Genomic DNA, 24,773 nt, shown 5'->3' on the forward strand with positions numbered 1-24,773 from the left:
TCACAGAGCAGGTGCTGACCAACGGGCTCGGCGAGGCGGCGGCGCCGCCTCCCGCCGGCCGGGGCACTCCGCCCGTTCCGAGTGTGCAGATCCCGACGGTCGGTGAACCGACTGATCGGGTGGTCGGTGGCTCCCCTGCAGAAGATGAAAAACGGGAGAAGAACGCTCCCCACCCACCCTCCGAAGACGAGCCGGCCCTGACGGGCGAACTCGCGGAGGCCGAGCGCGTGTTGCTGTCGCTGCGGCGCATGGACGGGCGGCTGCACCTGGGCGTGCGGGAGGCCAGGCGGCTGGCTGTGCTCGCAGTGGAGTGGCTACGGCGCGGGGTGTCGCCGGCGGAGCTTCGGCGGGTGTTGAGTTCGGGGCTGCCGGACGGAGTGATCAGGTCGGTGGCCGGGTTCCTGCGATACCGCCTGGTGGAGAAGCTGCCGGAGGTTCCCTTGCTGGCCCGCCTGCTCGCCAACGCCGAGCCGCCGCCGCAGCGCGAGCGGGCCGCTCTGGTGCTGTGCGCGGGGCCGGGCGACGACCACATGTTCCGGCCGGTGGACGGTGCGGCGCAGTGCGGGGAGTGCCGGATGAATGCGGCGGGGGTGAGCCCGGATCGGGCGACGGCGACCGCTGCGAGGTCCTGAGCGGCGTAACGCCGGGCCATCCCGCTGCCGGGCTCCGAACCGGTGTCCGCACCCTTGTCGTCAACCCTTTCGCACTGACTCGCTGTGCTGCGGCTCAGATGCACAGGTCAGCCGGGGCGCGGCTGCTGTTCCGGGCGCCGTCATGGCAACGGCCACCGCCGTTTCGCGATGGCCGCTGCATTCGTGAGGCCGTAGGGGCTCAGGCGTCGAAGTCCCCGCCTTGTGCGGCGAAGACGAAGGACGACCACGCCGATGCCGCGAACACGAGCGACGGGCCGCGCGGGATCCGTGGAGTCGCGGACAGGGACGACGCCAGGGAAGTTTCGTGCGAATGCCTCCCGAACGGGCTGGAGGCGACCGGCCAGGGCAACGCGGACGCATTCGTGGTCGAGAGCTGGGCACGCGGGGCACGTACTGCAAGTCCTCAGGTACGGATCCAGAGATGAGTGTGATGGTGTCCTTCTCCAACCACCCCCAGACGCCAGGCGACTACCAGCAGACCCATCAGGGTGCGGATGTGAGACGGAGCAACGGGCTCGCGATCGCCGCGCTCGTACTCGGCATCGCGGCGCTTCTGCTCTTCTGGACCGTCCTCGGCGGCATCGTGCTGGGCCTGATCGCGGTGATCCTCGGCATCATCGGCGCACGGAGGGCACGCGGTGGCCGGGCGCCGCACGGCAAGATGTCGATCATTGGGGCGGTGCTCGGGGCCCTGGGGCTGATCGCCTCCGTGGTGATCATCGCGATCGGCGCGTCGATCCTCAACTCCGACGAGTTCAAGAGCTTCGACGACTGCGTGAAGCAGGCCGACACGCAGAGCGAACGGGATCAGTGCGCCGAGGACTTCAACCAGGACGTCAACAACTGACCTGACCTGACCTGTCCGGTGCGCCGGAACACCCACTCGGTTCAGCGCTCGCGTCGGTACGGCGCGATGAAGGTGGCCCGGGTAGTGGGGGTCAACTCTGGGGAGCGGTTACGCCGTGGCGGATGGTCGTGGCGGCGGTTCGCAGTGCGGTGAGGACGGCTCGGCGGGCCGTGCGTTCGGGGCGGTGGAGGGCGTCGATGTGGCGCCGGGCGTGTACGCCGCTGAGGGGACGACCTCGACCTTGTACCCCTCGGGGACGGGCATTCGCTCAAGCCACTCGAACAGCATGTCCAGAGTCAGCTCGTCGCTGCTGTCGGCCATCTCGATCCTGTCGGTCTCTCCTGCGACGGTCATCGTGCGGCTCTTCCCCGCTGCAGCCTGATCGCATGGAGCCACCGGTACAACGATAGGCACGGTGGCCGCGTCACGCGCGGCTGAAAGAGGCCGCCGGAGCCGGGGTGTAGCGCGTGCCCGCGTTCCATGCTTCGTGCATAGCGTCCGCGAAGGCCGCCGCCAGTTTGTGCTCGCCCGAGGGGGCCGGGTGGGTGCCGTCGTAAGTGTCCTGGTGGATGTCGTACGTCGGGTGGGGCCCTGCCAGGAGCAGTGGGGAGGACTGGGTGGCGAGGTTGGCGACCGTTTTCGTCAGCAGGTCGTTGAAGCGGGCGCACTCCGCCGCGAAGGGCGCGTCCGATTCCGCCCTGATGTTGGGGATCACCGGGTGGATCACCATGCGCACCCGGGGGTTGGCCGCGCGGGCCTCCGCGATGAAGCGGGCGGCGTTGTCGGCCGTCTGCGTCGAGTCCGTGTAGAAGCCGAGGTCGATCAGGCCGAGGGAGACGAGGAGCGTGTCCGCCTTCGTCGCCGCGACCGTCTCGCGGATCAACGGCGCCATGTGCAGCCAGCCCTCGCCCCAGCCGGACAGGTGGCGGCGGGCGTGCGCGGGGAAGGCCGGGTCGGCGTACTCGTACGACATGGGGGCGTTCGCGAAGGGGTCGTACAGCTCGGTACGGGGGCCGACGACCTGGAAGGGGCCGCCGAACGACGCGGCCAGGTGCTGCCACATGCGGAAGCGCCACGTGTAGTCGCCAACACACCCGATGGTCATGGAATCGCCGACGAACAGGAAGCGCATGACGTCATCATCCCGGATCGGTGCGGTGGTCGAACACGTGATGCTGAACACTTGGGTCATGCGTTCGCTCTCGTACGTCGTCGTCGCTCCTGCCGCTGCCGCTCTGCTTCTGCTCGCCGCCGGGCCGGCCGTCGCCGACGACGGCTTCACGCTCAAGGACCCCCGGATCACCGAGTCCAGCGGGCTCGCGGCGAGCCGGGCCCACCCCGGCGTCTACTGGACGCACAACGACAGCGACGACGGCGCGTTCATCTACGGCGTCGATTCCAGGACCGGTCGGACCGTCGCCACCCTCACCATGCGCGGGGTCGGCGCGCCGCGCGACATCGAGGCGATCTCGGTGGGGAGTGACGGGAACGTGTACGTCGGTGACATCGGCGACAACCTGAACGGGAGTTGGAGTCACGTGTGGATCTACCGCTTCCCGGAGCCGAAGCAGCTCAGGAACGCCACCGTCGACGCGCGACAGTTCACGGTGAAGTACGCCGACGGGCCGCGCGACGCCGAGGCGCTGATGGTGCACCCGAAGAGCGGCCGGGTCTACATCGCCAGCAAGAACGAGGACGGTGGCGGGCTGTACGAGGGCCCCGAGCGGCTGGCCGGCGACGGGACGAACGTCTTCCGGCGGGTGGGGGAGGTGCCGTGGGTGACGGACGGGGCGTTCTCGCCGGACGGGAAGGAGCTGGTGCTGCGCTCCTACTTCAGTGCCCGGGCGTACGAGTGGAAGGGCGCCGGGCGGGTGGGCGCCGACCGGCTGGGGGCTGACCGGAGCGTGGGGGCGCCCTTCCAGGGGCAGGCCGAGTCGGTCACGTACACCGCGGACGGTACGGCGATGATGTTCGGCTCGGAGGGGGCCGGGAGCGGTGTCGCCCGGGTGGAAGTGGAGGGCGGCGGGCGTGGGGAGGGCGGTGATGGGGAGAGCGGTGGCGGCGAGAACGGTGGCGGGGATTCAGGCTCCGAGTCGCCTAAGGGGAACGGTGATGCGGGTGGGAAGGGCAGTGGTGGCGGCTCGGACGGCAAGGGTGTTCTGGGGGTCGTCGTGATCGGCGGGGTGCTTGCCGCGTACGTCGGGCTGAGGCGGCTGCGGCGGCGGGTATAGGGGGCGGGCCTCGCGGGGCGGGCGTCGCGGGGCGGGGTTGGCGGCGGGTGTAAGGGGCGGGCGTCGCGGGGCGAGGTTGACGGCGGGCGTAGGGGACCGCGTAACGGAACGTGACGGTTCGACGTGCGAGGGTGACGAAGGCCTGTTTCGATTTAGGGGACCGCTCTCCCCAACGTCCAAGGAGTGACGATGAGCGTTACAGGCGAATCCCGTGGCCGTGCGCAGCAGATGCGTGACAAGGCCGAGCAGCTGAACCAGGCGGCGGAGCGCGCGAGCGACCCGCAGGAGCGCCAGAAGCTGCAGGAGAAGGCCCGACGGCTGCAGGAGCAGAGCCAGCAGGAGGGCGCGATGGGCGGCCGTCAGGAGCAGTTCCCCCCTGAGTAGGTCCGTTCGTACCTGCACGTAGGTCTGTGCCGGTGGCCTTCCGTTCCGCTTGCGCGGGACTGGGGGCCATCGGCCGTTCCCGGGAACGGCGAAAGCTTTTCGTCGTTCCCGGGAACGACGAAAAGCCTCACATTGGCTACGGACGGAACGTCCGACTCCACGCACCGGCTTGTGCACAGCGGCGCGCGACCAGCCGCGACGCCGCCCCTAGCCTCACCGGAACAGCAGCTCAGTACCTACGAGGGGCGGTTTCGGTGAACTGGCTCATTCACGACTACCGCGAGAGCGATCTCGCGGCAGTGGTCCACCTGATCGACACCACGGCCGAACTCGGGCAGGAGTCCGTCTTCTCGCTCGCCGAGTGCATCGGTGCGCTCACCTCGCGGCAGCCGGCCGTCGTCGCCGTGCACCAGGGCGTTCCGATCGGCGCGGCGCTCGCGAGTGTGGCCGGGGAGCGTGCCTGGGTGATGCGCATCGCGATCTCCTCGGCCTGGCGCGGCCGCGGCCTGGCCAGTGCGCTGCTCGTCGAGCTGGAGCGGCGGCTCGTCGCCGCCCGGGTGGGGCGTATCGCGTACGTACTGCCGGAGGAGGACCTGCTCGGCGAGGGGCTGCTCAACGCGGGATACACGCGGCAGCCCGCCGTCGCGTACTTCGAGAAGGTCGAGCCGCTGCACGGGCCGTCGGCCAGCCTGCTGGAGGATCTCGGCGGGCGTTTCCTGCCCAGCGACCTCTGGGCGAAGGTGGCCGGTATGGAGGCGGAGAAGGACCTGATCGAGCGGCGCGTCGTACTGCCGCTGGCGCAACCGGAACGGGCCGCCCGGCACGGGGTGCGGCCGCCGCGCGCGGTGGCTCTTTTCGGGCCTCCCGGGACCGGCAAAACGACGTTCGCGAGAGGCATCGCTTCCAAGCTCGGCTGGCCGTTCGTCGAGCTGTTTCCTTCGCGGCTGGCCGACGAGGGCAACCTCGCGGCGGCGCTGCGTGACGCGTTCGCCCGTATCGCGGAGCTGGAGCGGGTGCTCGTCTTCATCGACGAGGTGGAGGAGATCGCTCCGGTACGGACCGAGCCCGCCCAGCCCGGCGGGATGCACGGCGTGACCAATGAGCTGCTCAAGCTGATTCCGGGGTTCCGGGAGGGCGACGAGCGGCTGCTGGTGTGCGCGACCAACTCGATACGGTCGCTGGACCCGGCGTTCCTGCGGCCCGGCAGGTTCGACTACCTGATTCCGATCGGTACGCCCGACGAGGCGGCCCGTGCCGCAATCTGGTCCCGCTACACGGACGGCCGTACCGATGTGGACGTGGCGGTGCTGGTGGAGGCCACCGAGCTCTTCACGCCGGCGGACATCGAGCACGCGGCCCGGATCGCGGCGCAGGCCGCGTTCGAGCGGGACCTGGAGGAGATCGGTACCGGTACGGGCGATCCGCGGACGCTCGGCGCGAGCACGGCGGACTACCTGGCGGCGGTCGCGCAGTGCCGGCCCACTGTGACGCCCGCGATGATCGACCAGTTCGGCGCGGACATCACGGCGCACGCCCGCTTCTGAGTACGGCGCACACGCGCGGCTTTGAGTGCTGAGCCGGTTCGCCGGCGCTGCGGCGGGGCGTGAAACCGGGCGGGCCGGGGCGCTGGGGATTTCTCCCTGCGCCCCGGCCCGCCCGGCGTGCGTACGCCTGCCTGTTAGAGCTTCTCGATCACGTAGTCGATGCAGGCCGTCAGGGCCTGGACGTCGGCCGGGTCGATCGCCGGGAACATCGCCACGCGCAGCTGGTTGCGGCCCAGCTTGCGGTACGGGTCCGTGTCGACGATGCCGTTGGCGCGCAGCGTCTTGGCGACCGCCGTGGCGTCGATGTCGTCCGTGAAGTCGATCGTTCCGATGACCTGCGAGCGCTTCGCGGGGTCGGTGACGAACGGTGTCGCGTACTTCGACTCCGCGGCCCAGCCGTACAGGTTGCCCGAGGAGGCCGCCGTGCGGCGTACCGCCCAGTCGAGGCCGCCCTGCGTGTTGATCCACTCCAGCTGGTTGTTCAACAGGAAGAGGGTGGCGAGTGCGGGGGTGTTGTACGTCTGGTTCTTGAGGGAGTTGTCGATCGCCGTCGGGAGGCTGAAGAACTCCGGGATGTGCCGGCCGGACGCGTGGATGCGCGCCGCGCGCTCCAGGGCCGCCGGGGAGAACGCCGCGATCCACAGGCCGCCGTCGGAGGCGAAGGACTTCTGCGGGGCGAAGTAGTAGACATCGGTCTCGGTGATGTCGACCGGCAGGCCGCCCGCACCGGAGGTTGCGTCGACCAGGACGAGGGCGCCCGCGTCGGCGCCCTGCACGCGCTTGATGGGCGCGGCGACACCGGTCGAGGTCTCGTTGTGGGTGAAGGCGTAGACGTCGACGCCCGCTTCGGCCTGCGGGTCCGGGTGGGTGCCCGGGTCGGAGGCGATCACCGTCGGGTCGGCCAGCCAGGGCGCGAGCTTCGCGGCCTTAGCGAACTTCGACGAGAACTCGCCGAAGTTCAGGTGCTGGGACTTGTTCTCGATCAGACCGTGGGTCGCGATGTCCCAGAAGGCGGTGGAGCCGCCGTTGCCCAGGATCACCTCGTAACCCTCGGGGAGCTGGAAGAGCTCGCGTACGCCGTCCCGCACCGAGCCGACCAGGTTCTTGACCGGGGCCTGGCGGTGGGACGTGCCGAGGAGGGACGTGCCGGTCGCGGCCAGGGCGTCCAGCGCCTCCGTACGCACCTTGGAGGGGCCCGCGCCGAAACGTCCGTCGGCGGGCTTCATGTCAGCGGGAATCTGGATCTCAGCCACGAGCGGAGCGTAGCCGGTCGGCGCAGATGCGGGAGGGGTATGTCCGCCGGATGAGACACGCCGTCCAGACCCGGGGGCGTGGTGGGTAACGAGGTGCCGCTGCCCCGTGTTGTGCCGCTGCCGGCGATGATGGCCGCCGCCTGGAGGTGACTACTGGCGAGGTGACTACCGGCGGGGTGATGGTGCTGGCGAGGTGACGGTAGTGGCGCACTTACCGTGGAGCGTATGGACCAGCCGACCTCCGCCGCTCCCGGCCACGCGCCCGACCCCTCGCCTTCCATGCCGCCGCACGGCGCTCCCGCCGCGACCGGGGAGGCCGCCGTCGGCGCCGGTGATGGGGGAGGTGCCCGTGGCGGGCTCGGGGCGCGGGTGGGGCCGGTGGCGATGGTGGTGGCCGGCGGGTTGTCCGTGCAGTTCGGGTCGGCCGTCGCGGTCACGATCATGCCGAGCACGGGCGCGGCCGGCGTCGTGGCCCTGCGGCTCGCCGCCGCCGCGATCATTCTGCTGGTGGTGTGCCGGCCCCGGGTGCGCGGGTACGGGCGCGCCGACTGGGGGACCGTTGCCGCCTTCGGGCTCGCCATGGCCGGCATGAACGGTCTCTTCTACCAGGCGCTGGACCGTATCCCGCTGGGTGTGGCCGTGACCCTGGAGGTGCTCGGGCCGCTCGCCCTGTCGGTGTTCGCCTCCCGGCGTGCGATGAGCGTCGTGTGGGCGGGCCTCGCGCTCGGTGGCGTCGCGTTGCTCAGCGGCGGTGGGTTCGACCGGCTGGATCCCGTGGGCGCGGCGTACGCGCTCGCAGCGGGCGGGTGCTGGGCGGCGTACATCCTCTTCAGCGCGCGGACGGGGCGGAGGTTCCCGCAGGCCGACGGGCTGGCCCTCGCGATGGCCCTCGCGGCGGTGATCAGCCTGCCGCTGGGGATCGCGGGGGCGGGTGGCGCGCTGCTCGAACCGGGCACGCTGGCGCTGGGTGCGGCCGTGGCGGTGATGTCCTCCGTGCTGCCTTACACGCTGGAGCTGCTGGCGCTGCGGCGGCTGCCGGCGGCGACGTTCGCGGTGCTGATGAGTCTGGAGCCGGCCATCGCGGCGGTCGCCGGCTTCCTCGTGCTGAGCCAGGCCCTGTCGGTGACGGACGCGCTGGCGATCGCGCTGGTGATCGGAGCGAGCCTGGGCGCGGTGCGCAGTCAGGCACGTCAGGGGCGGCAGGCCCGTGACGGCCGTGTGCGTCAGGGACGGCAGTTGCGGCGCAAGGGCGCCGCCTAACTTCTGCGGGTGTTCAGAAAACAATGCAAGCACGCTTGCTTGTTTCCTGGCAGGCTGCCACGCTACGGGACACACCGCCCTACCCCGAGGGGAGCGCACCGTGTCCGATCCGGCAGCCGTGCTCGACGATCTGCGTGCCGAAGGGGATGAACTCGACCAGCTGGTCGGGGGCCTGAGCGAGCAGCAGTGGTCGCTCGCCACGCCCGCGCCGCGCTGGAGCATCGCGCACCAGATCGCCCATCTCGCCTGGACGGACGCTGCGGCGCTGCTCAGCGTCACGGACCCCGAGGGGTTCGCCGTGCAGGCCGGGAAGGCGCTGGCCGCACCTGAGCGGTTCGTCGACGAGGCCGCCGATTCGGGAGCGGAACTGCCGGTCGGTGAGTTGCTCGCCCGGTGGCGCGATGGGCGCTCGCAGTTGCAGCGCGCGATACGGGCGGCACCCGAGGGGGCGCGGTTCCCCTGGTTCGGGCCGCCGATGAGTGCCGCATCCATGGCGACCGGCCGGCTCATGGAGACGTGGGCGCACGGCCAGGACATCGCGGACGCGCTGGGCGTACGCCGCCGGCCGACGGCGCGGCTGCGGCATGTGGCGCGAATCGGGGTACGGGCGAGGGCCTACGCCTTCGCTGTGCGCGGGCTGACCCCGCCGACCGAGGAGTTCCGCGTCGAACTGACGGCGCCGGACGGAGCGGGGACGTGGGCGTACGGCCCGCCGGACGCCGCCCAGCGGGTCACCGGGCCCGCGATCGACTTCTGCCTCCTGGTGACCCAGCGGGCGCACCGTGACGACGTCACGGTACGGGCCGAGGGCGCCGACGCCGACCGGTGGCTCGGCATCGCCCAGGCCTTCGCCGGGCCGGCCGGCGCGGGGCGCGAGCCGAAGCGGGGCGGGGCGCACGCGTGACGGGCGCACGGATGACGCAGGGCGGCATGACGGCCGGAAGCTGCAGCCGGCGGCCGCTGCGTATCGGGAACGCGTCCGGCTTCTACGGCGACCGGTTCGACGCCGTGCGGGAGATGCTCACCGGCGGCGAACTCGACGTACTCACCGGCGACTACCTCGCCGAACTGACCATGCTCATCCTCGGGCGGGATCGGCTGAAGGACCCGCGGCTCGGGTACGCCAAGACGTTCCTGCGGCAGCTGGAGGAGAGCCTCGGTCTCGCGCACGAGCGGGGTGTGCGCATCGTGGCGAACGCGGGAGGGCTCAATCCGGCCGGCCTCGCCGACGCCGTACGGGAACTCGCGGACCGCATTGCTGTGCCGGTGCGGGTCGCCCACGTGGAGGGCGACAGCCTGCCGCTGCCCGAAGGTGCGCTGACCGCCAACGCCTACCTGGGGGGCGGCGGGATCGCGCGGTGCCTGGGGGCGGGGGCTGACGTGGTGGTGACGGGGCGCGTCACGGACGCGGCTCTGGTGACCGGTCCGGCGGCGTGGTGGTTCGGGTGGGGCGACGAGGGCGGCCAGGGCGGCCAGGGCGGCCAGGGCGGCCAGGGAGTTCAGGGCGCCGACGACAGCGAGTACTACGACGACTGCGACTACTACGACCGGCTCGCCGGGGCGGTGGTCGCCGGGCATGTGCTGGAGTGCGGAACGCAGGCCACGGGCGGCAATTACGCGTTCTTCGGAACGCTCGAGAAGGGCTCTCTGCAGCGCCCCGGGTTCCCGCTCGCCGAGATCCGTTCCGACGGTTCCTCGGTGATAACGAAGCACCCGGGAACGGGCGGTCGCGTCGACACGGGAACAGTCACCGCGCAGCTGCTCTACGAAACCGGCGTTCCCCGGTACGCGGGCCCCGACGTCACAGCACGTTTGGACACCGTGCGCCTCACCCAGGACGGCCCCGACCGCGTGCTGATCTCGGGCGTACGCGGAGAGGCGCCGCCGCCCACCCTCAAGGCCGGGGTGACGCGGGTCGGCGGGTGGCGCAACGAAGTCGAGTTCGTACTGACAGGCCTGGAGATCGAGGCGAAGGCCGCGCTCGTACGGAGCCAGGTCGAGGACGCACTGGACGCGGCCGGGCGGCGCCGTCCGGCGGAGGTGCGCTGGGAGCTGGTACGTACGGACCGGGCGGACGCCGACACCCAGGAGTGCGCGAGCGCGCTGCTGCGGCTGGTCGTGCGCGACCAGGACCCGGCGAACGTCGGACGCGCGGTCAGTGCCGCCGCGATCGAGCTCGCGCTCGGCAGCTACCCGGGCTTCCACGTCACCGCGCCGCCCGGAAAGGGCGCCCCCTACGGCGTCTTCGAGGCGGTGTACGTGCGCGCGGCGGACGTGGAACACCTCGCGGTGCTGCCGGACGGCGCAGGTGTGACCGTGCCGCATCCCGTACACACCGAGGCACTTGAGCCGGTCGGCGAGATCGAACTGCCACTTCCCCCGCCGGCGGGAAACACCCGGCGGGCGCCGCTCGGCCTCGTTGCGGGGGCGCGCAGCGGCGACAAGGGCGGGGACGCGAACGTCGGTGTGTGGGTCCGTACGGACGAGGCGTGGCGGTGGCTGGCGCACGCGCTGACCGTGGACCGTTTCCGGGAGTTGCTGCCCGAGACGGCCGAACTGGCCGTCACCCGACACGTCCTGCCGAACCTGCGGGCGCTGAACTTCGTGGTCGAGGGCCTGCTGGGCGAAGGCGTCGCAGCCCAGGCGCGCTTCGACCCGCAGGCCAAGGCGCTGGGCGAGTGGCTGCGCTCCCGGCACATCGACATCCCGGAGGCACTCCTTTGACGCTACGACCTGACGCCCCTGACGCCCTTCGGGCGACGGTTACCCCGTGACCGCCCTCCGCACCGCCCTCGACCCCCACACCCCCGAGTACGCCGCCAACCGCACCGCCATGCTCGCCAAGCTCGCCGAGCTGGACGCCGAGCACGCGAAGGCCCTCGGCGGCGGCGGCGAAAAGTACACCGCACGTCACCACGAACGCGGCAAACTGCTCGCCCGCGAACGCATCGAGCTGCTGCTCGACCCCGACACCCCGTTCCTGGAACTCTCCCCGCTCGCAGCCTGGGGCAGTGCCTCCCCCGAGTACGCAGTGGGCGCTTCCATGGTCACCGGCATCGGCGTCGTCGAGGGCGTCGAATGCCTCATCACCGCCACCGACCCCACCGTGCGCGGCGGCGCCTCCAACCCCTGGACCCTCAAAAAGGCCCTGCGGGCCAACGAGATCGCGTACGCCAACCGCCTGCCCTGCATCAGCCTCGTCGAGTCCGGCGGCGCCGATCTCCCCTCCCAGAAGGAGATCTTCATCCCCGGCGGGGCGCTGTTCCGCGACATCACCCGGCTCTCGGCGGCGCAGATCCCGACCATCGCCGTCGTCTTCGGCAACTCCACGGCCGGCGGGGCGTACATCCCCGGCATGTCCGACCACACCATCATGATCAAGGACCGTTCGAAGGTCTTCCTGGGCGGCCCGCCCCTGGTGAAGATGGCCACCGGCGAGGAGTCGGACGACGAATCCCTCGGCGGAGCCGAGATGCACGCCCGTACCTCCGGACTCGCCGACTACTACGCCCTGGACGAGCACGACGCCCTGCGCCAGGCCCGCCGTGTCGTCGCCCGCCTCAACTGGCGCAAGGCGCACAGGGACCCGGCCCCCGCCGAGCCGCCGACGTACGACGGGGACGAACTCGTCGGCATCGTCCCCGGTGACCTCAAGGTCCCCTTCGACCCGCGCGAAGTGATCGCCCGCATCGTCGACGCCTCGGACTTCGACGAGTTCAAGCCGCTCTACGGGCCCAGCCTCGTCACCGGCTGGGCCGGCCTCCACGGCTATCCCGTCGGCATCCTCGCCAACGCCCAGGGCGTGCTGTTCTCCGCCGAATCCCAGAAGGCCGCGCAGTTCATCCAGCTGGCGAACCAGCGCGACATCCCGCTGCTCTTCCTGCACAACACCACCGGCTACATGGTCGGCAAGGAGTACGAGCAGGGCGGCATCATCAAACACGGCGCTATGATGATCAACGCCGTGTCCAACTCCAAAGTCCCGCACCTGTCGGTTCTCATGGGTGCCTCCTACGGGGCCGGTCACTACGGCATGTGCGGGCGCGCGTACGACCCCCGCTTCCTCTTCGCCTGGCCCAGCTCCAAGTCCGCCGTCATGGGCCCCCAGCAGCTCGCCGGCGTCCTGTCGATCGTCGCCCGCGCCTCGGCCGCCGCCAAGGGGCTGCCGTACGACGACAAGGCCGCAGAGGCCGACGCCGGGATGCGCGCCATGGTCGAGCAGCAGATCGAGTCGGAGTCGCTGCCGATGTTCCTGTCGGGACGGCTCTACGACGACGGGGTCATCGACCCGCGCGACACCAGGACCGTGCTGGGGCTGTGCCTGTCCGCGATCCACACGGCACCGGTCGAGGGCGCCCGCGGCGGCTTCGGCGTCTTCCGGATGTGAAAGCCAATGCCGCGAAAGGCCAATGCTGTGAAGGGCCCTTGCTGATGCCTCGGACGATTACCTCGGTCCTCGTCGCCAACCGCGGCGAGATCGCCTGCCGCGTCTTTCGCACCTGCGCCCGGCTCGGCCTCACCACCGTCGCCGTGTACTCCGACGCGGACACGGGAGCGCTGCACGTGCGTTCCGCGGACGCTGCCGTACGCCTCCCGGGAACGGCGGCGGCCGACACCTATCTGCGCGGTGACCTCGTCGTGAAGGCCGCACTCGCGGCCGGCGCGGACGCCGTGCATCCCGGGTACGGATTCCTCTCCGAGAACGCCGGGTTCGCCCGTGCCGTACTCGACGCGGGTCTGGTGTGGATCGGGCCGCCCCCCGAGGCGATCGAAGCCATGGCGTCCAAGACGCGCGCCAAGGAACTCATGGCGGCCTCGGGAGTGCCCCTCCTGGCCCCCGTCGACCCCGACAGGATCACCGACGCGGATCTGCCGCTGCTCCTCAAGGCGGCGGCGGGCGGCGGCGGCAGAGGGATGCGGGTCGTACGCGACCTGGCGGCGCTCCCGGGTGAGCTGACGGCCGCCACCGCGGAAGCGCGCTCCGCGTTCGGCGACGGAGAGGTCTTCGCCGAGCCGTACGTCGAAAACGGCCGCCACGTGGAGGTCCAGGTGCTGGCCGACGCTCACGGCACCGTGTGGGCGCTCGGCACCCGCGACTGCTCGCTCCAGCGCCGTCACCAGAAGGTCGTCGAGGAAGCACCCGCACCCGGCCTGGGCGACGCCCTGCGCGCCACCCTGCACGACGCGGCCTTGGCGGCGACGCGGGCGGTCGGCTACCGGGGCGCCGGAACGGTCGAGTTCCTCGTCTGTGCCGAGGGCCGCCCGTACTTCCTGGAGATGAACACCCGCCTCCAGGTCGAGCACCCCGTCACCGAAGCTGTCTACGGCATCGACCTGGTGGCCCTCCAGCTGCGGATCGCCGAGGGCGGGGCCCTGCCGGCCGAACCGCCCGCCCCGACCGGCCACGCCGTGGAAGCCCGCCTCTACGCCGAGGACCCGGCCCGCGACTGGCAGCCCCAGACCGGGCCCCTGCACGCCCTGAGCGTCCCTGAGGGCCCCGGTCTGCGGCTCGACAGCGGGTACGCCGCCGGGGACCACATCGGGGTGCACTACGACCCCATGCTGGCCAAGGTCATCGCCCACGCGCCCACCCGCGCCGAAGCCGTGCGCGCACTCACGCACGCTCTGGAGCGGGCCCGTATCCACGGACCGGTGACCAACAGGGACCTGCTCGTACGCTCACTGCGCCACCCCGACTTCGCCACCGCACGGCTCGACACCGGCTTCTACGAACGCCACTTGGCGGCGCTGACCGAGCCACCCGCGTCCGCCGCCACGGAAGGAGCGCTCGCCGCGCTCGCCGCCGCTCTCGCCGACGCCGCGGCGCGGCGCGCCGGCGGCACAACGGTCGCCGCCCGCCTCGGAGGTTGGCGCAACGTCGCTTCCCGGGAACAGTTGAAAACGTACCGATGTGAACCCGGCGGAGCGCAGCACGCAGTCCACTACCGGCCGACCCGCGACGGCAGCTTCACCGCGGAACGCTTCGAAGGCGTTCACGTGAATGACGCCCGGGCCGATCACGTGACGCTCGAAATCGACGGCGTACTCCGGCACTTCTCCGTGACCCCGTACCCCGGCGGCCGGGTGTACGCCGACATCTCCACCGGCGGCTCGTACACCCTCACCCCCCTGTCGCGCTTCCCCGACACCGCCGCCCGCACCGAACCGGGCTCGCTGCTCGCCCCCATGCCCGGCACTGTCGTCCGCGTCGCCGAAGGCCTCGCGTCCGGCGCACACGTCACCGCCGGACAGCCCCTGCTCTGGCTGGAAGCCATGAAAATGGAGCACCGCATCTGTGCTCCCACCTCCGGCACGCTCACCGCGCTCCACGCCGCCCCCGGCCACCAGGTCGAGGTCGGCGCCCTGCTCGCCGTCGTCCAGGCACACGAGTCCCAGGAGGACCAGCAGTCATGAGCACAGACATCGCAGAGACCCAGGAACACCAAGCGCTCAGGTCCGCCGTCGCCGCCCTCGGCAAGCGTTACGGGCGCGACTACCTCGTCACTGTCGTACGCGAAGGACGACGCCCCGAAGAGCTGTGGGCCGACGCCGCCAAGCTCGGCTACCTCGGAGTGAACCTGCCCGAGGAGTACGGCGGAGGGGGCGGCGGCACAGCGGAACTGTCCATCGTCCTGGAGGAGCTGGGAGCCGCCGGCTGCCCCCTGCTGATGATGGTCGTCTCGCCCGCCATCTGCGGCACCGTCATCGCCCGCTTCGGCACCGACGAACAGAAGGCCGCCTGGCTGCCCGGCCTCGCCGACGGCACCCTCACCATGGCCTTCGGCATCACCGAACCCGACGCCGGATCGAACTCCCACCGGATCACCACCACGGCACGCCGCGACGGCGACCACTGGCTGCTCACGGGACGCAAGATCTACGTCTCCGGAGTCGACATAGCCGACGCGACGCTCATCGTCGGACGCACCGAAGACGCGAGGACGGGTCGGCTCAAACCCTGCCTGTTCATCGTCCCCCGCGACACCCCCGGCTTCCAGCGCTCACAGATCGACATGGAGCTCCAGGCCCCCGAGAAGCAGTTCGAACTCGTCCTCGACGACGTGCGGCTGCCCGCCGAAGCCCTCGTCGGCGACGAGGACGCGGGTCTCCTCCAGCTCTTCGCCGGCCTCAACCCCGAGCGCATCATGACCGCCGCCTTCGCCATCGGCATGGGCCGCTACGCCCTCGGCAGGGCTGTCGCCTACGCCAAGGAACGCACCGTCTGGAAGTCCCCCATCGGCGCCCACCAGGCCATCGCCCATCCCCTGGCCCAGGCACACATCGAACTCGAACTCGCCCGCCTCATGATGCAGAAAGCAGCACGCCTCTACGACGCCGGCGACGACCTCGGCGCGGGCGAGGCCGCCAACATGGCGAAGTACGCCGCCGCCGAGGCCTGCGTGAAGACCGTCGACCAGGCAGTCCACACCCTCGGAGGCAACGGCCTCACCCGCGAGTACGGCCTCGCCTCGCTCATCACCGCCGCCCGGGTGGCCCGTATCGCGCCCGTCAGCCGGGAAATGATCCTGAACTTCGTTTCCCACCAGTCCCTGGGTCTCCCCAAGTCGTACTAGTACGCGCGATTCTGGCCACCACCCACACCGCGGAGGGGACCGTCATGGCGTTCCAGAGCGAGTACGCATCCGTAGAGCCCGTCGAACTGCCCATCCACGAGGCGGTGCTCGGCCGGGCCGCCGAGTACGGCGAAACACCCGCCCTGATCGACGGCACCAACGGCGACACGATCACGTACAGCCAGCTGGACGCCTTCCACCGGCGCATCGCCGCCGCACTCAGCGAAACCGGCGTGCGGCAGGGCGACGTACTCGCCCTGCACAGCCCCAACACCATTGCCTACCCGGTCGTCTTCTACGCCGCCACGCGAGCCGGGGCGTCCGTCACCACCGTGCACCCGCTGTCCACGGCGGAGGAGTTCGCCAAGCAGCTCAGCGACTCCTCTGCCCGCTGGATCGTCACCGTCTCACCGCTCCTGCCCGCCGCACGGCGGGCCGCCGAAATCGCCGGGGGCATCGAGGAGATCTTCGTCTGCGACAACGCGGACGGACACCGTTCGATCCTTGGCATGCTCGGCTCGACCGCCCCCGAACCACAGCTCACCATCGACCCGTGCCAGGACATCGCGGTACTCCCGTACTCGTCCGGCACGACAGGCGTTCCCAAGGGCGTGATGCTGACGCACCGCAGCATCGCCACCAACCTCGCGCAGCTCGACCCCTTCATCCCAATGGGCCCCGGCGACCGCATCCTCGCCGTGCTTCCCTTTTTTCACATTTACGGCCTCACCGCTCTGATGAACGCCCCGCTGCGCAAGGGGGCGACCGTCGTCGTCCTGCCGCGCTTCGACCTCGGACAGTTCCTCGCGGCGATCGAGAAGCACCGCATCAGCGGCCTGTACGTCGCACCGCCGATCGTTCTCGCCCTCGCGAAACATCCCGCTGTCGCCAACTACGACCTGTCCGGCCTGCGGTACATCGTCAGTGCCGCGGCACCACTCGACGCCGCACTCGCACAGGCCTGTTCGCAGCGCCTGGGACTGCCACCCGTCCTCCAGGCATACGGCATGACGGAACTGTCCCCGGGCACACACGTCGTTCCCGTGAACGCGCCGAATCCGCCCCCCGGAACGGTCGGAAAGCTGCTCCCGGGAACGGAGATGCGCATCCTGTCCCTCGACGACCCCCACAAGGACGTGGGCATCGGAGAGGACGGCGAAATTGCGATCCGCGGCCCCCAGGTGATGAAGGGCTATCTCGGCCGGCCCGACGCCACCGCCGCGATGATCGACGACGACGGATGGGTGCACACCGGCGACGTGGGCAGGACCGACGCCGACGGCTGGCTGTACGTCGTCGACCGAGTGAAGGAACTCATCAAGTACAAGGGCTTCCAGGTGGCCCCCGCCGAACTCGAAGCCCTCCTCCTCACCCACGAAGGCATCGCGGACGCGGCGGTCATCGGCGTGTACGACGCCGACGGAAACGAAGCCCCCATGGCGTACGTCGTCCCGCAGCCGGCCGCCCGCCTCACCGAGGACGACGTCACGGCATACGTTGCCGAGCGCGTCGCGCCGTACAAGAAGGTCCGCCACGTCGCCTTCATCGACAGCGTCCCCAGAGCCGCTTCCGGAAAGATCCTCAGGCGCGAACTGCGCGAACTGCGCGCCCTGCGCGAAAGGGAGGGCGCATGACGCTGGTAGCGGCGGCACACGAACGCGGGATCACCACCCTCACCCTCAGCTCACCCGCGAACCGCAACGCGCTCTCCGCGGGGCTCGTCGGTGACCTCGGCGACGCCCTGTCCGGCTGCGCGAAGGACCCCACTGTGCGGGCGGTGGTGCTCACCCACGCGGGAGGCACGTTCTGCGCCGGAGCCGATCTCAGGTCCCCGCCCGACCCCGCGGCATTCGTCGCCCTCCTCAGATCCGTCGTCGAACTGCCCAAACCAGTGGTGGCACGGGTGACCGGACACGTACGCGCCGGCGGCCTCGGGCTTCTCGGGGCGTGCGACATCGCGGCGGCGGGGCCCGGTGCGAGCTTCGCGTTCACCGAGTCCCGGCTCGGGCTCGCCCCCGCGGTCATCTCCATGCCGCTGCTGCCCCGCATCGACCCGCGCGCGGCAGCCCGTTTCTACCTCACCGGGGAACGCTTCGAAGCGGCGGAGGCGGCCCGCACCGGACTGGTGACGATCGCCTGCGAGCACGATGTCGACGAGGCGCTCGCGCCCGTACTCGACGGGCTGCGCAGAGCCTCCCCGCAGGGGCTCGCCGAGTCCAAGCGCCTGGTCACGGCTACAGTGCTGGCAGCCTTCGACCGGGACACGGACACGCTCGTCGAGCAGTCCGCGCGCCTGTTCGCCTCACGGGAGGCGGCCGAAGGCGTGACGGCCTTCCTCGAACGACGGGACCCCGCATGGGTGCTGTGACCCCGACCCCGCCCCCGGCTCCCACCCCGACCCCGCCCCAGGCTCCCACCTCGGCCCCCGCCCCGGTGGGGGCCGTCGGCAAGGCCCCCAAGCAGGACCGCTCCCGGGCCACCAGGCAGCGACTCCTCGAAGCCGCCGTGTCCTGCCTGGCCGAGCGCGGCTGGGCAGGCTCCACGGTGTCCGTAGTCGCCGAACGAGCCGGCGTCTCCCGGGGCGCCGCCCAGCACCACTTCCCCACCCGCGAAGACCTCTTCACCGCGGCGGTCGAATACGTCGCCGAGGAACGCTCGACCGCCCTGCGCGCACTCTTCCCCGAAGGCGCCGCCAACCGCGCCGCAGTCATCGGCGCCCTGGTGGATCTCTACACCGGGCCGCTCTTCCGCGCCGCCCTGCACCTGTGGGTCGCCGCCTCCAACGAGGACCAGCTCAGTGTCCGCGTCACCGAACTCGAAAGCCGCGTGGGCCGCGAGACGCACCGCATCGCCGTGGACCTCCTGTGCGCCGACGAATCGGTCCCCGGCGTACGCGAAACAGTCCAGGGCCTCCTCGACATGGCCCGCGGCCTCGGCCTGGCCAACCTGCTCACCGACGACGCGCCGCGCCGCGACCGGGTGGTGGCCCAATGGGCCGCCCTGCTCGACGACGCGCTGCCCGACGCCCCCTGAGTGCCCCCGGGCCCGGCCCCCGCCCCCGCAGGGCCCCGCGGGGCCCCACAGGGGCTCCAAGGGGCGTCGGCGGGCCCGGCCGCTCAGCGCGCGATGTCGTCGAACCCCGTCACCTCGTGCGGGCTGCGCGACGCAGGACCGACGTACCGCGCGGAAGGCCGCACCAGCCGCCCCGTGCGCTTCTGTTCCAAGATGTGTGCGCTCCACCCGGCGGTGCGCGCACACGTGAACATCGACGTGAACATGTGCGCCGGGACCTCGGCGAAGTCGAGGACGATCGCCGCCCAGAACTCCACGTTCGTGGCCAGCACCCGGTCCGGCCGCCGCGCGTGCAGCTCCTCCAGGGCCGCCTTCTCCAAGGCCTCCGCGACCTCGAAACGCGGCGCCGCGAGCTCCTTCGCCGTACGCCGCAGAACGCGCGCCCGGGGGTCCTCGGCACGGTAGACACGGTGACCGAAGCCCATCAGACGATCACCCTTGTCGAGGGCCTGCTTGACGTAAGCGGTCGCGTCACCGGTGCGCTCGATCTCTTCGATCATTCCCAGGACGCGCGAAGGAGCGCCCCCGTGCAGCGGCCCGGACATGGCACCGACCGCACCGGACAGGGCAGCGGCCACATCCGCGCCCGTGGAGGCGATCACACGCGCGGTGAACGTCGAAGCGTTCATGCCGTGTTCGGCGGCCGACGTCCAGTACGCGTCGACGGCCTTCACATGCTTCGGGTCGGGCTCGCCGCGCCAGCGCTTCATGAAGCGCTCCACCACGGTCTGCGCCGTGTCGATCTCCTTCTGCGGAACCATCGGCAGACCCTGCCCACGCGCCGACTGGGCGACGTACGACAGTGCCATCACAGCGGCGCGCGCCAGGTCGTCGCGGGCGGTCCGCTCATCGATGTCCAGCAGCGGCTTCAGACCCCACACGGGAGCGAGCATCGCCAGCGCCGACTGCACGTCGACGCGGATGTCACCGGAGTGCACCGGGATCGGGAACGGCTCGGCCGGCGGCAGCCCCGGATTGAAAGCGCCGTCGACCAGCAGACCCCAGACGTTCCCGAAGGACACGTGCCCGACCAGGTCTTCGATGTCGACGCCCCGGTAGCGGAGCGCACCGCCCTCCTTGTCCGGTTCGGCGATCTCCGTTTCGAACGCGACGACTCCTTCGAGTCCGGGTACGAAGTCGGACATCAGGCGGCTCCTCAAGATCTGTGAACGGCAACAGGCAGCGGGTTCAGGTCGCAGGTTGGGCCACCACGCCGGTGGCGTCCCGCGCCGCCGGTGGTCACCTCACCGCTTCGGAAGCAGGCACGATATCCCCTGCTGTATGGAGGCCACAGTGGCCCACAGCAAGATTTTGGCGGGTTCCGCCGATGCGGGGAAGCGTGATTACCGGCACACTGCCCCATTTCGTGCGGAGAGGGTTGACGGCACCGGGTGCCGGGCAGACTCGGACGCTGCGGCAGGATGGCACCGTGCCGAACCGAGATCTCGATCCTGCCGCCATGCGTGAGCACTACCGCAGCGAGGCCTTCACCGAGGCGGAACTCGCCGCCGAGCCGATGGCCCAGTTCGACCGGTGGTTCCAGGAAGCGGCGACCGCCGGGCTCCACGAGCCGAACGCCATGGTCGTCTCCACCGCCACCCCCGACGGCCGCCCCTCGTCCCGCATGGTGCTGCTCAAGCAGTACGACGGCCGGGGCTTCGTCTTCTTCACGAACTACGCCTCCCGCAAGGGCTCCGAGATCGCCGCCAACCCCTACGTCTCACTCCTCTTCCCGTGGCACCGCATCGCACGCCAGGTCACCGTCACCGGAACAGCGACACGGATCGGCCGCGACGAGACAGCGGCGTACTTCCGCACGCGCCCCCACGGCTCACAGCTCGGAGCGTGGGCGAGCGACCAGTCGTCGGTGATCGCCTCACGCGAAGAGCTGCTGGCGCGCTACGAGGAACTGGCAGCGCGCTATCCGCAGACCGAGCGCGTCCCGGTGCCACCGGAGTGGGGCGGCTATCGGGTCGTTCCCGAGAACGTCGAGTTCTGGCAGGGCCACGGAAACCGTCTGCACGACCGCCTGCGCTACGTTGCCGAGACCGGAGCCTGGCGCGTCGAACGCCTCTGCCCCTAGGGGGTGTCTGACGATTCCCCGCGGCGTCGCGACGCCCGGCAGGCACGCTCGCAGCGTTGCCGAAAAGCCCTAGTAGCTCCGCTACGAGGACTGTCCGGCGCCTTGCGATCGCACGCACCGGACGCCGCTCCTTGACCCACGGGGAATTGTCAGACACCCCCTAGGAACGCAGAAACCCGCGGGCTCTGGTTCCTCCGAAGAGGAGCCGGCCGGACTTACCGGCGAGCCCGCGGGTCGGTGACTGCTTGGATTGGGCCGGTGATCACCGGCACCGCACGGAGTGCGACAGCGAGCCTCAGCCCGCAGTCACCTCACTGGTCCGAAGGGAAAACACTTTCGGATCACCTCCTTTCGGTGTGTGCACCCAGCCTAGGAGCCACTCGGGCAGCGCTCAACCCAATTTCGCGGCCCGAGGTGGTATCGGTTCCCGTGGAACAGCGATTTCCCCGGCACAGCGATTTTCCCGAAGTGAGTGTGTTCTGGGTCACGTTCCAGTTGAATGATCCCCGGTTCGATTCAGTACAGGCGAACACCTGCAGGGGGTGCCAGGTGAGTGCTTCCCGGATGGGCGAGACCACCGACGCGGTCGGGCCCGACGAGTCGGGGTCCGGTTCCGGTGATCTGCTGGCCGCGCTGCTCGACGGCATGGACGCGGCGCTGTGCGCGTTCGACGCCGACGGTGTGATCACCCACTGGAACCGTGAGGCCGAGCGGATCCTCGGGTGGAGCGCCGAGGACGCCGTCGGGCGGGCCGGGTTCGCGGGCTGGGCGGTGCGCAGCGCGGATGCGGACGAGGTGCAGGGACGGCTGCTGACGGCGATGCACGGGCAGGGCCGTCAGGTGCACGAGTTCGCGTTGCTGCGCAAGGACGGCGGGCGTGTTCTCGTACGGACACAGTCGGCCGGTGTGAGGGGCGCCGAGGGCAAGCCCGCGGGGGTCTACTGCGCGTTCAGCGAGGTGCACGCGCAGATCGACCTGGAGCGCGCCATCGCGCTCAGCGAGGCACTCTTCGAGGACGCGTCCTGGGGGGTGGTCCTGGTGGACGTCGACCTGCGCCCCACCGTCGTCAACGCCTACGCCGCGCGGGCGCTGGGCGCCGGACGTACGGCGCTGCTGGGCCGCCCGCTGGGGGAGCTCGTCGTCCAGGGCGTGGAGGAGCTGGAGGGTGCCCTCCAGCACGTACTGGCGGAGGGGGCGCCGCCCGCCCCGGCCGAGCTGTGGGTGACCCTGCGTACGGCCGAGGAGGGCGGCAAGGGGGAGCGGCGCCGGTGCTGGCGCAGTGGTTTCCTGCGGCTGGCGTCGCCGCTCGCGGAGGAACCGGTGCCGTTGGGGGTCGGCTGGCTGTTCCAGGACATCACCCGGGCGAAAGCGGCGGAACAGGAAGCCGCGCAGCAGAGGTTTCGCGCCAACCAGTTGCACCGGGCGGGGCGTACGGCCGCGGAGTGCGAGGACCCGATGGAGGCCGCGCTGTCCTACCTGGACTTCGGGCTCGCAGGCTTCGCCGACCACGCACTGATCGACCTCACCGTGGGCGACCGTCCGGGCCGTCTCGTCCGGGCGGCGGCCACTCCGTCGGGCGCCCCCGGCCCGTGCCTTCCGGCGACCGGTGACGCGGGCATCCCGGTTCCGTACCCGCGGGGTCACCCCGCGTTCCAGTGTCTCGACCGGCTGGGTTCGGTACGGGCGAGCGGCGGCCCGGAGGGCTGGGCGGCGCAGCGTCAGTGGCCGGACGGCACGGTGCACGCCCTGTGCGCGGTGCTGCGCAGCCGGGGCAGGACGCTGGGGGTGGCGACGTTCCTGCGCGGGCCGAGCCGGGTTGCGTTCGAGCGCCCGGACGCGGCGTACGCGGAGAACATCGCCGTGCGGGTCGCGGCGGCGATCGATCTGTCGCAGTCGCAGTCGCTGTCGTAGCCGTAGCCGCAGTCGGAGCCGCTGCCTCGGGGAGAGGGAGCCGGACCGGACGCCGCCTGACGCTGCCTAGTGCCGGAAGAAGATCCGGTCGCGGTACTCCGTCATCACGCGGCCGTTCCACTCGTGGCCGCCGTCGACGTTGCCCGAGCGCAGCAGGGGCGGTTCGATGCCCCGGTCGGCCAGGTCGCCGGCCGCCGTAGCCATCATGGCCTGCATCAGGGCGCTCGTGACGACCGTCGAGGCGGGGGCGAACGGGGCCTCGACGCTGTCCGCGGTGAGTTCCGCGTCGCCGACCGCGATCTTGCTGTCGAGCACGATGTCGCAGTGGTCCTTGAGAAACGTTCCCGAGACGTGGCGCGACTTCGTCTCGTGTGCGTACGCCACCGAGGTCACGCCGATGACGGTGAGCCCGAGTGCCCGGGCGTTCATCGCCATCTCCACGGGCAGGGCGTTGCGACCGGACAGGGAGATGACGACCAGTACGTCGCCGGCCGTGGCGGGGCTGCTGTCGAGCACGGCGCCCGCGAGCCCGTCGACGCGCTCCAGGGCGGAGCCCAGGGTGGCCGGCATGACGTCGATGCCCACGGTCCCGGGAACGGCGAGAAGGTTCATCACGGCGAGACCGCCGGCCCGGTAGACCACGTCCTGAGCGGCGAGGGAGGAGTGGCCGGCGCCGAAGGCGAAGAGCCGCCCGCCGGCGGCCACCGCGTCGGCGATCGCCGCGCCCGCGGCCCGGATGTTCCCGGCTTCCTCGTCGCGGACCCGGTGCAGCAGGCTGATCGCGGCGTCGAAGAACTGACCGGCCAGTTTGCTTTCGCTCATCGCGGAGGAGACCTTTCCAGCTGTGGGTGCGGCCGGTGGGTGTAGCCGTGGCGCGGATCACGTTGCGGTCTGGACCAGTGCTCTGTCAATACGGCTTCGCTCGACCGAGGCACGGTTGTCGGTGGGATGCGTCAGACTTGGGGCAGGGCCAGCGCACGAGCAATCGAGGGGCACGAATGTCCGGACTGATCGACACCACGGAGATGTATCTCCGCACCATCCTCGAGCTCGAGGAAGAAGGCGTGGTCCCCATGCGCGCCCGTATCGCCGAGCGGCTCGACCAGAGCGGTCCGACGGTGAGCCAGACCGTTGCGCGCATGGAGCGCGACGGTCTGGTGACGGTGGCGGGCGACCGCCACCTGGAGCTGACCGGCGAGGGGCGCATGCTCGCCACCCGTGTGATGCGCAAGCACCGGCTCGCCGAGTGCCTGCTCGTCGACGTGATCGGCCTGGAGTGGGAGCAGGTCCACGCGGAGGCATGCCGTTGGGAGCACGTGATGAGCGAGGCGGTGGAGCGGCGCGTCCTGGAGCTGCTGCGCCACCCCACGGAGTCTCCGTACGGCAACCCCATTCCGGGCCTTGAGGAGCTGGGCGAGACGACTGGGGCGGAGGCCTTCCTCGACGACAACATGGTCAGCCTGAGCGAGCTGGCGCCGGGCCCGGAGGGCAAGACGGTGGTGGTACGCCGGATCGGGGAGCCGATCCAGACGGACGCCCAGCTGATGTACACGCTGCGCCGCGCGGGTGTACAGCCCGGGTCGGTCGTGAGCGTGACGGAGTCCCCCGGCGGGGTGCTGGTCGGCAGCAGTGGCGAGGCCGCGGAGCTCAACGCCGAGGTGGCGTCGCACGTGTTCGTCGCCAAGCGCTGACGCCGGGCGTTAGACGCCAAGCGCTGAGGCCGGGCGGCGCGCGCCCCGGCCCCGGGTTCGTCCGGGGCCGGGGCGGTGATCCTCGGGCGCTTCGGCGATCCTCCGGAATCCCAGCGATCGGGCGGACGGCGTGCCAGGCTGTGACCGAGGCACATGACGTGGGGGCCGCCGGCCGTGCGCCGGTGGGGCCCCGGGGAGGGGCAGGCGATGCACCCGTCACGCCGGCACCGACTGGGTGCCGCCCGTCTTCGCGCTGCTCAACAGGCTTGT

Annotated in this window: 21 protein-coding genes and 2 pseudogenes; 17 read left to right on the forward strand and 6 right to left on the reverse strand. The window is 71.0% G+C overall.

The window, feature by feature from the left end; translation table 11 throughout:
* Window positions 1-227 precede the first annotated feature (227 nt).
* Together ACU6WZ_RS16405 and ACU6WZ_RS16410 are read left to right on the forward strand one after the other, a co-directional pair.
* Window positions 228-632 (forward strand): hypothetical protein, encoded by a 405-nt coding sequence (locus ACU6WZ_RS16405; protein ID WP_447028797.1) that lies wholly within the window; start codon window positions 228-230, stop codon window positions 630-632.
* A gap of 442 nt (window positions 633-1,074) precedes the next feature.
* Complete coding sequence (locus tag ACU6WZ_RS16410) at window positions 1,075-1,500, forward strand: DUF4190 domain-containing protein (RefSeq protein ID WP_447028798.1); 426 nt, start codon at window positions 1,075-1,077, stop codon at window positions 1,498-1,500.
* A 91-nt stretch (window positions 1,501-1,591) separates the two neighbouring features.
* On the opposite strand, the pseudogene ACU6WZ_RS16415 reads toward ACU6WZ_RS16410, so the two are convergent.
* The 3 genes and pseudogenes from ACU6WZ_RS16415 to ACU6WZ_RS16425 form a co-directional block, all read right to left on the reverse strand.
* A pseudogene (locus tag ACU6WZ_RS16415) lies at window positions 1,592-1,732 on the reverse strand (LysR family transcriptional regulator); the annotation flags it as partial.
* Window positions 1,714-1,854, reverse strand: a pseudogene (locus tag ACU6WZ_RS16420) (Uma2 family endonuclease); the annotation flags it as partial. The pseudogenes ACU6WZ_RS16415 and ACU6WZ_RS16420, both read right to left, overlap by 19 nt.
* Window positions 1,855-1,924: 70 nt before the next feature.
* Window positions 1,925-2,632, reverse strand: coding sequence for a GDSL-type esterase/lipase family protein (locus ACU6WZ_RS16425; RefSeq protein WP_447028799.1), 708 nt, complete (start codon window positions 2,630-2,632; stop codon window positions 1,925-1,927).
* Window positions 2,633-2,672: 40 nt separating this feature from the next.
* Here ACU6WZ_RS16425 and ACU6WZ_RS16430 point away from each other — a divergent pair, with 40 nt between their 5' ends.
* The 3 genes from ACU6WZ_RS16430 (at window position 2,673) to ACU6WZ_RS16440 (ending at window position 5,659) form a co-directional block, all read left to right on the forward strand.
* Window positions 2,673-3,731, forward strand: a complete 1,059-nt coding sequence (locus ACU6WZ_RS16430) for a YjiK family protein (RefSeq protein ID WP_447034069.1) — start codon at window positions 2,673-2,675, stop codon at window positions 3,729-3,731.
* Between the two features lie 189 nt (window positions 3,732-3,920).
* The gene (locus tag ACU6WZ_RS16435) at window positions 3,921-4,115 is read left to right on the forward strand and encodes a DUF6381 family protein (RefSeq protein ID WP_447028800.1); all 195 of its coding nucleotides are present in this window, start codon (window positions 3,921-3,923) and stop codon (window positions 4,113-4,115) included.
* Between the two features lie 254 nt (window positions 4,116-4,369).
* A complete protein-coding gene (locus ACU6WZ_RS16440; RefSeq protein WP_447028801.1) occupies window positions 4,370-5,659 on the forward strand; it encodes an ATP-binding protein in 1,290 nt (429 codons plus the stop codon).
* Window positions 5,660-5,793: 134 nt separating this feature from the next.
* Here ACU6WZ_RS16440 and serC read toward each other — a convergent pair whose 3' ends face one another.
* Window positions 5,794-6,912, reverse strand: a complete 1,119-nt coding sequence (gene serC, locus ACU6WZ_RS16445) for a phosphoserine transaminase (RefSeq protein ID WP_447028802.1) — start codon at window positions 6,910-6,912, stop codon at window positions 5,794-5,796.
* Between the two features lie 279 nt (window positions 6,913-7,191).
* Here serC and ACU6WZ_RS16450 point away from each other — a divergent pair, with 279 nt between their 5' ends.
* The 9 genes from ACU6WZ_RS16450 to ACU6WZ_RS16490 all read left to right on the forward strand — a co-directional run bounded on the left by ACU6WZ_RS16450 (window position 7,192) and on the right by ACU6WZ_RS16490 (window position 18,779).
* Window positions 7,192-8,172, forward strand: coding sequence for an EamA family transporter (locus ACU6WZ_RS16450; protein WP_447034070.1), 981 nt, complete (start codon window positions 7,192-7,194; stop codon window positions 8,170-8,172).
* 100 nt (window positions 8,173-8,272) lie between these two features.
* Window positions 8,273-9,076, forward strand: coding sequence for a TIGR03084 family metal-binding protein (locus ACU6WZ_RS16455; RefSeq protein WP_447028803.1), 804 nt, complete (start codon window positions 8,273-8,275; stop codon window positions 9,074-9,076).
* Window positions 9,077-9,102: 26 nt separating this feature from the next.
* The gene (locus ACU6WZ_RS16460) at window positions 9,103-10,896 is read left to right on the forward strand and encodes an acyclic terpene utilization AtuA family protein (protein WP_447028804.1); all 1,794 of its coding nucleotides are present in this window, start codon (window positions 9,103-9,105) and stop codon (window positions 10,894-10,896) included.
* Between the two features lie 46 nt (window positions 10,897-10,942).
* Entirely contained in the window at window positions 10,943-12,559 is a 1,617-nt protein-coding gene (locus ACU6WZ_RS16465) for an acyl-CoA carboxylase subunit beta (protein ID WP_447028805.1), read from the forward strand.
* A gap of 44 nt (window positions 12,560-12,603) precedes the next feature.
* Window positions 12,604-14,586: an acetyl/propionyl/methylcrotonyl-CoA carboxylase subunit alpha gene (locus ACU6WZ_RS16470; protein ID WP_447028806.1), complete on the forward strand. Its 1,983-nt coding sequence runs from the start codon at window positions 12,604-12,606 to the stop codon at window positions 14,584-14,586.
* Window positions 14,583-15,746, forward strand: a complete 1,164-nt coding sequence (locus ACU6WZ_RS16475) for an acyl-CoA dehydrogenase family protein (protein ID WP_447028807.1) — start codon at window positions 14,583-14,585, stop codon at window positions 15,744-15,746. Before ACU6WZ_RS16470 ends, ACU6WZ_RS16475 begins: the two co-directional genes overlap by 4 nt.
* Before the next feature lie 44 nt (window positions 15,747-15,790).
* Window positions 15,791-17,380 carry a 4-coumarate--CoA ligase family protein gene (locus ACU6WZ_RS16480; protein WP_447028808.1) on the forward strand — a complete coding sequence of 530 codons (1,590 nt, stop codon included), beginning with the start codon at window positions 15,791-15,793 and terminating at the stop codon, window positions 17,378-17,380.
* A complete protein-coding gene (locus tag ACU6WZ_RS16485; protein ID WP_447028809.1) occupies window positions 17,377-18,114 on the forward strand; it encodes an enoyl-CoA hydratase family protein in 738 nt (245 codons plus the stop codon). The genes ACU6WZ_RS16480 and ACU6WZ_RS16485 overlap by 4 nt, the downstream gene beginning before the upstream one ends.
* Window positions 18,102-18,779, forward strand: coding sequence for a TetR/AcrR family transcriptional regulator (locus tag ACU6WZ_RS16490; protein ID WP_447028810.1), 678 nt, complete (start codon window positions 18,102-18,104; stop codon window positions 18,777-18,779). Before ACU6WZ_RS16485 ends, ACU6WZ_RS16490 begins: the two co-directional genes overlap by 13 nt.
* An 83-nt stretch (window positions 18,780-18,862) precedes the next feature.
* Here the strand turns inward: ACU6WZ_RS16490 and ACU6WZ_RS16495 are convergent, their stop codons facing one another.
* A complete protein-coding gene (locus ACU6WZ_RS16495; protein WP_447028811.1) occupies window positions 18,863-19,963 on the reverse strand; it encodes a citrate synthase 2 in 1,101 nt (366 codons plus the stop codon).
* 314 nt (window positions 19,964-20,277) lie between these two features.
* On the opposite strand from ACU6WZ_RS16495, the gene pdxH reads away from it, so the two are divergent.
* A complete protein-coding gene (gene pdxH, locus ACU6WZ_RS16500) occupies window positions 20,278-20,901 on the forward strand; it encodes a pyridoxamine 5'-phosphate oxidase (RefSeq protein ID WP_447034072.1) in 624 nt (207 codons plus the stop codon).
* A gap of 549 nt (window positions 20,902-21,450) precedes the next feature.
* Window positions 21,451-22,812 carry a PAS domain-containing protein gene (locus ACU6WZ_RS16505; protein WP_447028812.1) on the forward strand — a complete coding sequence of 454 codons (1,362 nt, stop codon included), beginning with the start codon at window positions 21,451-21,453 and terminating at the stop codon, window positions 22,810-22,812.
* A gap of 66 nt (window positions 22,813-22,878) precedes the next feature.
* On the opposite strand, the gene ACU6WZ_RS16510 is transcribed toward ACU6WZ_RS16505, so the two are convergent.
* Window positions 22,879-23,634: an SIS domain-containing protein gene (locus ACU6WZ_RS16510; RefSeq protein ID WP_447028813.1), complete on the reverse strand. Its 756-nt coding sequence runs from the start codon at window positions 23,632-23,634 to the stop codon at window positions 22,879-22,881.
* Window positions 23,635-23,810: 176 nt separating this feature from the next.
* Between ACU6WZ_RS16510 and ACU6WZ_RS16515 the strand changes: the two genes are divergently transcribed.
* Window positions 23,811-24,503: an iron-dependent transcriptional repressor DtxR gene (locus ACU6WZ_RS16515; protein WP_447028814.1), complete on the forward strand. Its 693-nt coding sequence runs from the start codon at window positions 23,811-23,813 to the stop codon at window positions 24,501-24,503.
* Window positions 24,504-24,773 lie beyond the last annotated feature (270 nt).

The organism is Streptomyces hypolithicus, assembly GCF_052934925.1.

Excerpts from the sequence above, each read along its gene's own strand:
- ACU6WZ_RS16410 (WP_447028798.1), top strand. The coding sequence starts at position 1,075 with ATGAGTGTGATGGTGTCCTTCTCCAACCACCCCCAGACGCCAGGCGAC.
- ACU6WZ_RS16425 (WP_447028799.1), bottom strand. The coding sequence starts at position 2,632 with ATGCGCTTCCTGTTCGTCGGCGATTCCATGACCATCGGGTGTGTTGGC.
- ACU6WZ_RS16430 (WP_447034069.1), top strand. The coding sequence starts at position 2,673 with ATGCTGAACACTTGGGTCATGCGTTCGCTCTCGTACGTCGTCGTCGCT.
- ACU6WZ_RS16435 (WP_447028800.1), top strand. The coding sequence starts at position 3,921 with ATGAGCGTTACAGGCGAATCCCGTGGCCGTGCGCAGCAGATGCGTGAC.
- ACU6WZ_RS16450 (WP_447034070.1), top strand. The coding sequence starts at position 7,192 with ATGCCGCCGCACGGCGCTCCCGCCGCGACCGGGGAGGCCGCCGTCGGC.
- ACU6WZ_RS16460 (WP_447028804.1), top strand. The coding sequence starts at position 9,103 with ATGACGGCCGGAAGCTGCAGCCGGCGGCCGCTGCGTATCGGGAACGCG.
- ACU6WZ_RS16470 (WP_447028806.1), top strand. The coding sequence starts at position 12,604 with ATGCCTCGGACGATTACCTCGGTCCTCGTCGCCAACCGCGGCGAGATC.
- ACU6WZ_RS16475 (WP_447028807.1), top strand. The coding sequence starts at position 14,583 with ATGAGCACAGACATCGCAGAGACCCAGGAACACCAAGCGCTCAGGTCC.
- ACU6WZ_RS16480 (WP_447028808.1), top strand. The coding sequence starts at position 15,791 with ATGGCGTTCCAGAGCGAGTACGCATCCGTAGAGCCCGTCGAACTGCCC.
- ACU6WZ_RS16485 (WP_447028809.1), top strand. The coding sequence starts at position 17,377 with ATGACGCTGGTAGCGGCGGCACACGAACGCGGGATCACCACCCTCACC.
- ACU6WZ_RS16490 (WP_447028810.1), top strand. The coding sequence starts at position 18,102 with ATGGGTGCTGTGACCCCGACCCCGCCCCCGGCTCCCACCCCGACCCCG.
- ACU6WZ_RS16495 (WP_447028811.1), bottom strand. The coding sequence starts at position 19,963 with ATGTCCGACTTCGTACCCGGACTCGAAGGAGTCGTCGCGTTCGAAACG.
- pdxH (WP_447034072.1), top strand. The coding sequence starts at position 20,278 with ATGCGTGAGCACTACCGCAGCGAGGCCTTCACCGAGGCGGAACTCGCC.
- ACU6WZ_RS16510 (WP_447028813.1), bottom strand. The coding sequence starts at position 23,634 with ATGAGCGAAAGCAAACTGGCCGGTCAGTTCTTCGACGCCGCGATCAGC.
- ACU6WZ_RS16515 (WP_447028814.1), top strand. The coding sequence starts at position 23,811 with ATGTCCGGACTGATCGACACCACGGAGATGTATCTCCGCACCATCCTC.